The organism is Chryseobacterium sp. WG14 (assembly GCF_024586945.1).
In the GTDB taxonomy this organism is placed as follows: Bacteria; Bacteroidota; Bacteroidia; order Flavobacteriales; family Weeksellaceae; genus Chryseobacterium.
The window spans coordinates 472,113-484,822 of record NZ_JALCZD010000002.1 but is presented as its reverse complement, the minus strand read 5'-3'; the positions used below and the strand labels follow the sequence as shown (position 1 = coordinate 484,822).

Here is a 12,710-nt window from a genome sequence, read left to right as displayed (position 1 = left end):
ATGAAAATAATATTATAAAGAATTTATAATAAATGTTTTAATGTATGATTCCTGTTGAAAATTAAAACTTTATTGTTGAATTATCAGTTTCATCAATTTTTCCGGTAGATGGTTTCCATTAAAAAATCCTTAACTTTGAACTTCAATTTTAGAAATGGAAAATTCAGTTCAAGACACTACCGTTCAAAAACCAAAATGGATCCGCGTAAAACTTCCTACCGGAAAGAACTACCGGGAACTTAGAACTTTGGTTGATAAATATAAACTAAACACAATTTGCCAAAGTGGAAGCTGCCCCAATATGGGAGAATGCTGGGGAGAGGGTACCGCCACTTTCATGATTTTGGGAAATATCTGCACCAGAAGCTGTGGATTTTGTGGAGTAAAAACAGGAAAACCGCTTGATGTAAACTGGGATGAACCTGAAAAAGTTGCCCGTTCCATCAAATTAATGAAAATCAAACATGCCGTTCTTACCTCTGTAGACCGCGATGATTTAAAAGATATGGGATCTATCCTTTGGGGTGAAACGGTAAATGCTGTAAGAAGAATTTCTCCGGGAACCACAATGGAAACATTGATTCCGGACTTCCAGGGAATTACCAAACACCTTGACAGATTAGTGGAAGTTGCTCCTGAAGTAATCTCTCATAATATGGAAACCGTAAAACGGTTAACCAGAGAAGTGAGAATTCAGGCAAAATATGAAAGAAGCCTTGAGGTTTTAAGATATCTGAAAGAAGCAGGACAAAGAAGAACCAAAACCGGTGTGATGCTTGGTCTGGGAGAAACCAGAGATGAGGTTTTTCAAACGATTGAAGACATCAGAAATGCAAATGTAGATGTCATTACTCTTGGGCAATATCTTCAGCCTACTAAGAAACACCTTCCTGTAAAAAAATTCATTACTCCGGAAGAGTTTGATGAGTTTGGAGATTTTGCAAGAAGCTTAGGATTCAGACATGTTGAGAGCTCACCTCTTGTAAGAAGTTCTTACCACGCAGAAAAACATATTCACTAGAAAATATACAGCCGTTCAGAATTGAACGGCTTTTTATATATGAGTAGGTGACGGATAATAGGGTATAGGTTAGGCTACCGGGTGGATAGGATGGACTTTTTTAATAGAATAAAGAATAAAGAATAAAGAATAAAGAATAAAGAATAAAGAATAAAGAATAAAGAATAAAGAATAAAGAATAAAGAATAAAGAATAAAGAATATAAATATTTTACTATTAAAATTCAATAGGAATGGGCTTTAGCCCATTTTATATATAGATCCAATCAATGTGGCTTTAGCCGAAACCTAAAAATCTTCGGGATTATTTATTACATGAAGATTCCTTGGTAATAATTCCGATCCTTCCATTGATCTCAATAGGTTTAAATTGTTTTTTCTTAAACTCAGACGGTGTTTCTCCGGTGTGCTGTTTAAATAATTTATTAAAATAGGACAGGCTTTCAAATCCCACCTGAAAACAGACTTCCGTTACAGAACAATCTTTCAGCAGAAATATTTTGGCCTGGTTAATTCTGTAATTATTCACGAAATCTGTAAAAGTCATATTCGTTTGCTTTTTAAAATAACGGCAGAAAGCAGGAGTACTCAGGCTGACTATCTTTGCAATTTCATTCACATTAGGTTTCCGGTCATAATTTTCATGGATATAGTCATAGATGGTTCCCATTCTGATCTTGTCATTCAAAAACCATTTTATTCTGGTGTCTTCTTTATTGAGTTCTTTTACATCTGTAGAATTTGCAAGGATCTGCAGAATTTCCATCAGTCCGATGAGGGATGCAAAAGAATTTTTTTCTTTCATAGACTGAAGCCTTTCTACAATTATTTTTTTTGTTTCTCCGGAGAAGGATAATCCAAGATAAGATCTCTCCAACAGATTTTTGATCTCTTCATACTCCGGAACAGGCAGAATAATATCCTGAAGGAAATTTTCATGCATTTGCAATACAAGCTGTTTACATTCTGTCTGAATACCGTAATCAAAATTCAGATGAGGTACATTGGAACCTATCAACAGCAAATCACTTTCTGTAAAGCCGGAATATCTTTTCCTACATGTCGGATTCCATTGGTGGCTTCTACATAAACAAGCTCTATTTCAGGATGATAATGCCAGAAAAAACAATTTTTCAAAGAAGGTGAGAAAAGTTTGAAAGATTTCCCTTTATCAAACATTATAATTTCTTTCTGGATTTTCATTTTGTTCTGATTTGATTGTTTCTGAATTTAAAATTAAACAAAAAGGTTAATATGGAGCAAATTTTTATCATTTCAAGAGCAGTGAAATTCAATATTTCTTTCGATTTTTGCACTTTCAGAAGTAAAGGTGATTATCATTTTTAATTTATAAAAAATAAAATCAGAAAAAAGAACATATAATGAAGATTGATAAAAGGATAATCCCGCTGGCGATAGGTGGATTAGGAATAGGAACTACAGAGTTTACGGTGATGGGATTGCTGCCGGATATTGCAAAGACATTGGAGATTACGATTCCTCAAACAGGACATTTAATTTCTGCTTATGCAATGGGTGTGGTAATTGGTGCACCTATTCTTATCGGATACTCGGTGAAATTTCCTCCAAAAAAGGTACTGATGGCTTTTATGATCCTGTTTACTTTATTTAACGGGCTTTCTGCTATTGCTCCAAACTATACCTCTATGCTGATCATAAGATTTATGTCCGGACTTCCTCATGGGGCATTCTTCGGAGTGGGAACAGTAGTGGCAGCTAAAATGGCAGGAAAGGGCAAAGAAGCATTTTATATATCCATGATGTTTACAGGGCTTACCGTTGCGAACCTCGTCATGGTTCCTCTGGTGACGTATATTGGCCATACATTCCATTGGAGGCTGTATTTTGCAATTGTAGCCGTGATTGGGCTTTTTGCTATATTGTTTTTAAAGCTGTGGCTTCCTGCGATGGAATCCAATCAGAATACCCATTTCCTGGAAGAACTGAAATTCCTGAAGAATAAACAGGCGTGGCTGGTGCTTACCATTACAGCAATTGGATTTGGAGGCCTTTTCACATGGCTTAGTTATATCACTCCTTTAATGACCGTGATTTCGGGGATCCAAAGCAGTCAGATGGCCTATGTAATGGTTCTTGCCGGAGCCGGAATGGTAGTGGGTAACCTTGTGGGCGGTGTGGTTTCAGATAAGCTTGGTCCGGAGAAAACCTGCGCATTACTGATTTTTCTGATGATGATCTCTCTTACAGGAGTATTTTTCCTTTCTGAACATCAGAATACTGCTCTTATACTTACATTCATGTGTGGAGCACTGTCAATGTCTATTGCTTCACCCATTAATATCATGATGATGAAAGCAGCACCCAATAGCGAAATGATGGCTGCTGCCTTTATGCAGGCCGGCTTTAATATTGCCAATGCTATGGGAGCTTTCTTTGGAGGAATTCCATTAGAATATGGGCTGCCTTTCAATTATCCAGCTCTGGTAGGGGTGGGAATGACCTTTATAGGTGTTGTGGTAAGCGTAAGATATATGTATTTGTACGGTAAACCATCTACTGAAGAAACTGTTACAGAATGTGTTTCATGTGACAAATAAAAAGAAAAGATTTTATTCTCTATACAAAAAGCTGCTTCCATAGGGAAACAGCTTTTTTTTGTAAATAGGTTTATACCTCTACCTCATTTCCGTTTTTACACCAGTAGAGCGCATTGTATAAGTTTTCTTTTGGGAAAGATTTAAACTCTCCCGGCATAACGACACTGAAAATGTCTGTAAAATTCTGTACACCTTCCTTGTCTGTGACAATAGCTGTACGGTTCCATTTGGTAAGGTTTTTTAATCCTAAAAGAGCATCTTCAAGCCATGCACCTATGGTAAATTTATCCAGATCAGTATCCAGGTACAGTAAATAATTAAGCTCGCCAAATTGATCTACTTTTTCTTTTACATGCGGAATTACCAGTCTTTCAAAATCCTCTCTCGTTACTTCTCCCGTTGCATTGAATGCAGCAACATTTTCCGGAGCTTCTGGAATAATTGTTATCATAGTAAAATATTTTATGGTGGTTTGATTTTAAAGGCAACTACAATAATTAAACCATAAGTTGCCAATAAGTTGTTAAAATTCCTGTAAATATTGTTATTTTTAATGTAAAATATAAATATGAATCTCAAATCTAACGAACCTTTTTGGCTTTTAAAGAATGGACTTGTCGCCTCTTATCCCTCTCTGAAATCAGATGAAAAATGTGATGTACTTATCATTGGTGGCGGAATTACAGGAAGCCTTATTGCCCATCAGATGGTAAGAGATGGATATGATACAATTCTTATTGATAAAAGGGAACTGTGTAACGGAAGTACCTCAGCTACTACCTCCATGCTGCAGTACGAAATAGATATTCCTCTTTTTGAATTACAGGAAAAGATAGGAGAAAAGGCTGCGGTTTTAAGTTACAAAGCCTGCTCTGATGCTATTGATACCATTGAGATGCTTTCAGCATTAATAAAATCTGATGCAGGATTCAAACGGAAAAAATCACTGTATTTTGCGTCCAGAAAAAAAGATGCTGAATGGCTGAAAAAAGAGTGTAAAGCCAGAAAGAATGCAGGTTTTGAAGTGAAATGGCTGGACGGAGAACAGGTGTTGAACCAATTTGGATTTGAAAATACTTATGGCGGAATTATATCCAGACAGGGTGCCAGTATCGATGCTTTTCGATTTGCTCATGAATTATTCAGACATAATATAAAGAAAGGATTGAAAATTTTCGATAAGACCGGGATGACAAAAGTAGACTATCATAAAGGGTTTAACCTGGTGACTGTCGATAGTGGATTTCAGATCAAAGCAAAGAAAATTATCTACTGTATTGGTTATGAAAGTAAAAACCTGTTAAAAGAAAATTTTGTAAACCTGAAAAGTACCTACGCTGTTGTTTCAGAAATTGATACAGATAAATTTAAAAATATCAGCAATACACTAGTCTGGAATACTGATAACCCTTATCTGTATATGAGAACTACCGATGATGGAAGGCTCTTAATAGGAGGAGGAGATGAAGACTTTTATAATGCAGAGAAAAGAGATGCCCTATTAGATAAAAAGGAAAAAGAAATACTGAAAACCCTAAAGAAAATAAAGCCGGATTATCATTTTTATCCCGATTTCGTTTGGGCGGGAACTTTTGGGGAAACTAAAGACGGACTTCCTTATATAGGAGAACATAAAAAATTTAAAAATTCATATTTTGTTCTGGGTTTTGGTGGAAATGGAATTACCTTTTCCGTAACAGGAATGGAAATGGCTTCGTTGTTTATGAAAAATAAGAAACATGCCCTATCGCGTTATTTTAAATTTGGAAGGTAATGAGGGGAGGTAAGTTGTTGTAAGACCACGCCGTCAAAAATTCTTTGAATTTTCGCCACCCTCCGGAAGAGAGGAATATCACGTCTTCCATTATAATATTCATCATGATATCCATGAAAATCACAGATTTTCAAACCTAAGTGCACTTCTATACGCAAAGCCTGTCACTTAAATAAGCTTAAGTGTTTAAAAGCTTTTGTGCTTTTTAACTACGTTGAATCTTCTATTGTGACTAGAGTGTAATCTTTGTCATTCAGAAGGAATCCAGATGATGTAAAGCAAATACGTTGTGGAGATTCCTGCGGAATGACAAACAGACTGTTTAATAACTCTTTAAATTAATTTTGTGAGTGTAGTTTTAACCAGGCCGTCTAAAATTCTTTGAATTTTCGCCACCTTCCGGAGGAGAGGAATATCACATTTCCTATTGTAATATTCATCATGATATCCATGAAGATCACAGATTTTCAAAAACTTAAGTGCACTTCTATACGCAAAGCCTGTCACTTAAATAAGCTTAAGTGTTTAAAAGCTTTTGTGCCTTTTAACTACGTTGAATCTTCTATTGTGGCTAGAGTGTAATTTTTGTCATTCAGAAGGAATCTAGATGATGTAAAGAAAATACGTTGTGGAGATTCCTGCGGAATGACAAACAGACTGTTTAATAACTCTTTAAATTAATTTTGTGAGTGTAGTTTTAACCAGGCCGTCAAAAATTCTTTGAATTTTCGCCACCCCTCCAGAGGAAAGGAATATCACGTCTTCCATTGTAATATTCATCGTGATATCCATGAAAATCACAGATTTTCAAAACTTAAGTGCACTTCTATACGCAAAGCTTGTCACTTAAAATAAACTTAAGTGTTCAAAATCTTTTGTGACTTTTGTGGTTATAGTAAAGTAAGCTGTTTATAAAAAAACCGATGACTAAAATTGAGCCATCGGTTTTAAAGTTATCTGCTGTAATATTGGATCTGCATATCTTTTGGATACTTTACTTCATAAGAGAAGTTTATTTTTTCCGAACCTCCCGAGCTGATGTTTTTGTTCCAGAGAATACTTCCTGTTTTTTCATCAAGACTTCCGCCTCCGGTTTCTACTGCCTTAACCGAAATTTTAGAGTTCTCACTGATCGGCAGTTGATCGAGAATTTCCAGTTCAATACTTTCTTTGGTATTGTTTCGGATGCTGATCTGATAAGATTCTGTTTCCCATTTATTAGAATTCATTGCTTTTTGGGATGTCTTATCTTCCAGTTTACTCCTTTTTACCGTAATTCTTTCATCTACACCCAGAGAAATTGGGAATTCATCTTTTACATAATTGCTGGTGATGGTTGTTTTTCCAATATAATTATCGTCAAAATAGATGTTTGCCTCTCCCGTAATAAGGTTGAGCTGCTGCCAGTTTTTCACAAAAGCCATCAGGAATACCTGGTTGTTTACTTTCGGAACTGTATGGTATTTGTAAGTGGCATCAATCTGCTTTTTATCAAGGATAACATACTGTTCTTTTTCCTGACTTACAATAGTCTGATTGTAATTAAGTTCATAAATCACATTCATTTGGCTGTCAGAAACAGAAGCTATAGGAACCTGGCTTGGTGTTATCGCTTTATCTGCTCTCATCTGGTAGGCATTTACTGCAGCAGCCTCTTTTTTAATTTGATAACCTGCTACTTCTATCTGAGGATTGTAAGGTGTATATTCAGCAACATACAATGGAGATAAAATAGGTCTGTTTTGGTTATAGGAAGGTCTATAGGTGGAGACAAACAGCTTGATGTTTTTCCAGTCCTGTCCGGTCTTCTGATAAATTTTTCCTTTATAGATCATTTCAAGAGACTTTTTTACAGATTCTGCACGCAGATCATAAGAAGGGACCCAGCCGGCATCTGAAACAATATAGCTTACCCCTAAATTCAGACTGGTGTCATAATCAGCAAGAATTTCAAGCAGGAGCTCTTTTCTGTTGGTATTTTTGTGCGTTTGCTCCTCAGCAGACTGTTTATTAAGCTTGGCAATACTTTCGTCGAGAACATCTTTCTGCTCATTCAGTAAAAAGACCTGGTTATCAATTTCCAGCATTCTCTTTCTGTAAAACTCAGTGAGCTTAACAAGCTGTTCCTGAGGAGTAGATTTATCATTGGCTGATACTTTTAAGTTATCATTGATGATATTCTGTTCTCCCGTCAGGTTTTTCACCTGAATATTCAAAAGATTCACCTGTCGCTGAAGTTTTTTTCTGTCATCTTCCAGCTTCTTTTCACCATCAGACAGCTCATCATCTTTCAAAAAATTATTTTGGGGCGTAATGGAAAGAAGTGTTGTATTTTTTTCAAGATTGATTTTATACGTATTCTCATCCAGATTATTGGGAAGATTGATAATTCTTACCTTATTGATTCCTTTTTGAAGGCTCACATTAGTATTTCCAAAGACTTTTGCCCCTTGTAGAAATACGGTAGCCTGCTTTACATCAATTTCTTTCTTTATTTCCTGTGCTTTTAAAAAGGCAACTGAAAATGTCATTAATAGTAAAAAATAACGTTTCATCGTTTATTATTTTGAATTTCTAGAGTAAAATTATCCCTATTTAAGGCTGAAATTCGGGAGACTTGGTGAAATGCAGGTTTCACTTGGTAAATCTGATAAAGCATAAAAAAGAAAAACAGCCCTTTTGAGGCTGTCTTCTTACATCTGTTATTTTTAAAGGATTTCGTATCTTGTTTTGATACTGTATTTCAGTTTGATGTTTTCAATATTATCAAAAGAATAATCTACCGCAGCATCTGCCATCTCCATTTGTACACTGTTCATTCTCCCTTTGTAGGCAACAGGCATTATAGTATCACTGGTATAATCTTCTATTTCTATAATTTCAATAGCATTTCCTGTTTTTTTACCCATACTTTCCAACAGGTAATCTGCCTTTTCTTTGGCTGCTTTTAAGGCATTGATTTTTACTGTTTTTCTGAAATCTGCAATCTTGGTATTCTTTACCTCTGCAATATTCAGGCTGCTTACCCATTTCTGATTGAGGTCTTCAAAAATCTTACTGATGTTTGATTTTGTATTGGCTTTAAACTGATAGCTTTTAGTGAACTTGGCCGTTTTAGAGTATATATTCTGATACATCGATTTAAATTTGATGTCTTCATTCTTTACTCCGGCATTCTTTAAGGTTTCAAACAATTTCTTTTCATTGTCTGCCAGTTCATTTTTGTTGTCTGCCTTTATTCCGATACTGAAAATGATTTCATCGGGTTCTATCTCCATTTCGGCAACACCGGTTACTTCAATTGCGTTTTTCTTTACTTCCTGAGCGTTTACAAAGCTCCCCAAAGTTAAAATTCCGATTAATAAAAAATGTTTCAATTTCATAATTTCCTGTTTTTTAATTGTAAATAATTTTAAATTCTGAAGTAAAATTAGGGAGATCTGAAACTGAAAACCGGAAGACTTGGTGAAAAGGAACTTTCACTTGGTGAACGGGTACAAAAAAGCAATCTCTACATAAGACTGCTTTAAAAAGACTAAGCTGCTAAATTATTATTTTAGCTCATAATAAGCTTCCTTATTGGAATGAAATTAAATTAATACAGAAAATAAACCTTTGCTATTTTATTATTTTTGATCTCGTAAATAGCGGTAGCTTCTATCTTTTTATCCGGTTTTACCCCGGAAACACTTTCTCTATCAATAATGGTATTTAGGTTGGTGATTCTCTGTCTGACTTCACAATGAAGGTCAGGATGATTGGCAAATAATTTCTCATAGCTCTTTCTCATCGCTTCTTTTCCCTTGCTTAATAGTTTGGAAGGAAATGAATACAGCTCCACATCTTCTGCATAAGGTTCCAGAAAGGCATCTATATTTCTGGCATTATAGCCATTTACCTGTTGCTGAACCAATGTTTCATTTGTTGTTTCCGGTATTGTATTGGGATTCAGGGGCTGTCCGTTTTTGATAACAGTATCAATCTGGGTAAGGTTTTCCAGGTTTTCAATAGGGTTGGCATTCAACAGAATAAGATCTGCAACTTTTCCTTCTTCTATACTGCCATATTGAGCTTCTTTATTAAGAATTTTAGCCGGATTGATGGTTGCCGACTGTAGAAGCTGCCAGCTGTTCATACCACTTTCCTTCATAGCTTTAAGTTCGTTGATAAAAGAAGTGCCATGCTGGGTTCCAATATTTCCGGCATCTGTACCGGCAGCAATCGTTACTCCGCCATCGGTCAGTTTCTTCAGGTTAATTCTCCTGATAGAATCTGTTTTTGAAACATAGGCCTTTATCTGAGGAGAATTGAATCTTAGTTTATATTTCTTTATCATTGCAGAATCTGAGGTATCTTTCAGATGCTTTAAATCATACATAGAACCAATACTTTTCGGATTGGAATGCTCAAGTTCATAAGTATTGTAGTTTTTCTTCTGTGCATAGGTGTCGTAATAATTGTCCATTACGGTGAGGGTAGGGCATAGGATCACTTTTTTAGACTGTAAAAGTTTTACAAAATCATCCGAAACCACTTCATCTTCTATATTATGAACAAGATAATTAGCACCGTTCATCACTGCTGTTTCTGCTGTAAAACGTTCTGTAGCATGTACTGCTACTTTAAGATTGTTTTTGTGGGCTTCTTCAATAGTAGCCTTTATTACAGGTTCCAGTTTTTGGGCTTCCTCTTTCTTTTTTTTGGCATCTCCTAAAACAATATACCATATCTTGATAAAGTCTGGTTTATAAGGAAGCTGTTCCTGTACCCATTTTCTGGCTTCTTCTGCCGTTAGCGCCAGCTTAAAAGGTTCATCTTTACTGAGGTTTTTAAAAACTTCAGGCTCATAGGTGGTAATAAGAGGTCCGGACATATAGACCGTGGGTAATCTTTTATTCTTTTGTAAAGAATCCCTGAGAAGAAGAAAATTGTAGGTAGCCCCGGGATCAATCACAGAAGTTATCCCGGCTTTAAGATAATACTGAAGAAGGTTTTCCATATTATCATGTCCCCAGCTGATCTCTTCCTCATACGGAACATGTTTTCTCAAATCAAGTGCATCAGGTCTTGTATATAAACCTCCGTTTTGAAAAAAATGGATATGGGCATCTGTCATTCCCGGAATCAGATATTTACCTTCACCATTGATGACGTGTGAATTCTGGGGTATGTTAATCTGTTTGCTTGGTTTTATTTTGGTAATCTTTCCATTATTCATAATGATCGTCTGAGCGGGAATCATTTTCTTATGAATTACATCTGCGACGGTTACATTTTGAATATAGATCTGAGCCCGGATACTGTTGAAACACAGAATAACAGCTAATGCTATTTGAAATTTTTTCATGATATTATACAGTGAGGTGAGGATACAAATATAATAAAGCCTTATTGATTTGAAATATAATGTTTTGTGTTTTTTATGAAGATTGAAGTCCTGAAGGTATTGATTTTTCTTAGAGGACTCAACTTGGTGAACGGGCAGCTTCGCTTGGTGAATAGTTTTTGAGCAGACTATATATATGTATATCTTTGTTTTATGAAAATACTTAGACTTTTTACGATCCTTTTACTAATGATTTTGGGAAATAGCACCTATTCTCAAAGCAGTACTAAGGCTGTGGAAGAAGTTCAGGTAGAAACTAGGAAGCTGAAAAAAGCTATTGATACCCAAAATGAACCTGCTCAGGCTGATTCTTACTATAATATTGGGGAAACATTTTTCAATGACGGAAACTTTCCGAAAAGCGAAGAATACTATACAAAAGCTAAAAAGATCTATGAAAAGGTTAACGATAAACCCAATATTGAAAAAGTAACCCGAAGATTAGCCCAGTCTCAGGAAAAGCAGAATAAAATATCACCCGCTATCAGCAATTACAGTATGGCAGCACAAGTGGGGTATTCTGAAAAAAGCAGAGCCGTTAATTCCAATGATGTGACCAGACTTTCTTCTCCTACACCTGAGCAAAAGACTGAAGCTATCCAGAGTAATATCAATCTCATCAGAAAAGAAAAAGAGCAGACCGGTTTAGCAGAAGGATATAGCCAGTTAGCAGATGTCAATATACAACGGAATGAGGTCTCTAAAGCTGAAGATAACCTGAATGCTGCTTATAAGATTTCAAAAAAAGAGGCTCCACAACAGGCATTGGAAATTAATCAGAAGCTGGCGAATCTGTATGTTGAAAATAAAAATTTTGATAAAGCGATAGCGGCCAAAAAGAAGGTGATGAAAGAAGACTTCGTAAAAGATGATTCTCAGGAGAAAGTTAATCAGATTCAGGAACTGGCAGATATTTATATAAAAAAGAACGATACAGAGGAGGCTGTTGCCTTATTGAAAAATGCCTATGGTATTGCTTTAGATAAAGGACATACACTGGAAGCACAAAAAAGTGTGAAAAAACTGGACAGCCTTTACAATATAGCAGGAAATACAGATGCTTCAGTGTCGTTGTACAGAGACTTTTTAGGAAAACTTCCTGATCTGGTTTCCAAAGACAGAAGTCTGGTAGACAATAAAATTCTGGAAGATACAGAACAGCGGATTTCTCAGCTCGAAAAAGAAAGAGAACTGAAAGATGAGCTGATCCGCAAGAAAAATGTTTTCAATTATGGTCTGATTGGAGCTTTGATCCTGTTGACAGGCCTGATCATTTTTATTTTCAGGACCCTGAAAAAAGTTCAGACCAAAAATAAGAAGATTGCCCTTCAGTCGCTAAGAAGAGAAATGAATCCTCATTTTATTTTTAATAGCCTGAACAGCGTTAATCATTTTATAGCCACCAATAACGAACTGGAAGCCAACCAGTATCTGACAAAATTCTCTAAGCTGATGCGGGGGGTAATGGAAAACTCTACAGAAGATTTTATCCCGTTCCAACAGGAGCTGGATCTTCTTCAGAACTATCTTGCCCTGGAAAAAACACGGTTTGCAGACAAATTTGATTATGAAGTTGATATAGATGATAACTTGAATGTACAAAGCCAGCTGGTACCCGGAATGCTTGTACAGCCATTTCTTGAAAATGCGATCTGGCACGGATTGCGCTACAGAACTGAAAAAGGATTTTTAAAACTAAATTTTGAAAAAGTAGAGCAATATGTAAAGGTGACTATTGAAGATAATGGAATAGGAATTGAAGAAAGTAAAAAACAGAAAACCGAGCATCAAAAAACAAGAGAAGGCAGAGGAATGAAAAACACACTGGAAAGAATACAGCTGCTGAATGACCTGTATAAAAAAAATATAACCTGTAGTGTAAAAGACAAAGAGAATAGCAGTGGAGTGCTGGTGACTATAAAAATTAACCTCATGTAAATGCATTGACATG

At 35.8% G+C, this 12,710-nt stretch carries 10 protein-coding genes; 4 read left to right on the top strand and 6 right to left on the bottom strand.

Annotated elements, in window-relative coordinates:
* The first annotated feature begins 154 nt into the window (after positions 1-154).
* Complete coding sequence (gene lipA, locus MP478_RS05410; protein WP_027374985.1) at positions 155-1,021, top strand: lipoyl synthase; 867 nt, start codon at positions 155-157, stop codon at positions 1,019-1,021.
* 303 nt (positions 1,022-1,324) lie between these two features.
* Here lipA and MP478_RS05405 read toward each other — a convergent pair whose 3' ends face one another.
* Both MP478_RS05405 and MP478_RS05400 read right to left on the bottom strand, forming a co-directional pair.
* Positions 1,325-1,963: an AraC family transcriptional regulator gene (locus MP478_RS05405; protein WP_257199848.1), complete on the bottom strand. Its 639-nt coding sequence runs from the start codon at positions 1,961-1,963 to the stop codon at positions 1,325-1,327.
* A gap of 71 nt (positions 1,964-2,034) precedes the next feature.
* Positions 2,035-2,223, bottom strand: a complete 189-nt coding sequence (locus MP478_RS05400) for a hypothetical protein (protein ID WP_257199847.1) — start codon at positions 2,221-2,223, stop codon at positions 2,035-2,037.
* Between the two features lie 179 nt (positions 2,224-2,402).
* Between MP478_RS05400 and MP478_RS05395 the strand changes: the two genes are divergently transcribed.
* A complete protein-coding gene (locus MP478_RS05395; protein WP_257199846.1) occupies positions 2,403-3,599 on the top strand; it encodes an MFS transporter in 1,197 nt (398 codons plus the stop codon).
* 70 nt (positions 3,600-3,669) lie between these two features.
* On the opposite strand, the gene MP478_RS05390 is transcribed toward MP478_RS05395, so the two are convergent.
* A complete protein-coding gene (locus MP478_RS05390; protein WP_230037875.1) occupies positions 3,670-4,050 on the bottom strand; it encodes an STAS/SEC14 domain-containing protein in 381 nt (126 codons plus the stop codon).
* Positions 4,051-4,167: 117 nt separating this feature from the next.
* Between MP478_RS05390 and MP478_RS05385 the strand changes: the two genes are divergently transcribed.
* Positions 4,168-5,373 carry an FAD-binding oxidoreductase gene (locus tag MP478_RS05385; protein ID WP_257199845.1) on the top strand — a complete coding sequence of 402 codons (1,206 nt, stop codon included), beginning with the start codon at positions 4,168-4,170 and terminating at the stop codon, positions 5,371-5,373.
* A 953-nt stretch (positions 5,374-6,326) separates the two neighbouring features.
* Here the strand turns inward: MP478_RS05385 and MP478_RS05380 are convergent.
* The 3 genes from MP478_RS05380 to MP478_RS05370 form a co-directional block, all read right to left on the bottom strand.
* Positions 6,327-7,928 carry a mucoidy inhibitor MuiA family protein gene (locus tag MP478_RS05380; protein WP_257199844.1) on the bottom strand — a complete coding sequence of 534 codons (1,602 nt, stop codon included), beginning with the start codon at positions 7,926-7,928 and terminating at the stop codon, positions 6,327-6,329.
* Positions 7,929-8,081: 153 nt separating this feature from the next.
* Positions 8,082-8,756 carry an SIMPL domain-containing protein gene (locus tag MP478_RS05375; protein ID WP_230037869.1) on the bottom strand — a complete coding sequence of 225 codons (675 nt, stop codon included), beginning with the start codon at positions 8,754-8,756 and terminating at the stop codon, positions 8,082-8,084.
* 212 nt (positions 8,757-8,968) lie between these two features.
* Positions 8,969-10,720, bottom strand: coding sequence for an amidohydrolase family protein (locus MP478_RS05370; RefSeq protein WP_257199843.1), 1,752 nt, complete (start codon positions 10,718-10,720; stop codon positions 8,969-8,971).
* Positions 10,721-10,912: 192 nt separating this feature from the next.
* On the opposite strand from MP478_RS05370, the gene MP478_RS05365 reads away from it, so the two are divergent.
* Positions 10,913-12,697 carry a histidine kinase gene (locus MP478_RS05365; RefSeq protein WP_257199842.1) on the top strand — a complete coding sequence of 595 codons (1,785 nt, stop codon included), beginning with the start codon at positions 10,913-10,915 and terminating at the stop codon, positions 12,695-12,697.
* Positions 12,698-12,710: the final 13 nt, after the last annotated feature.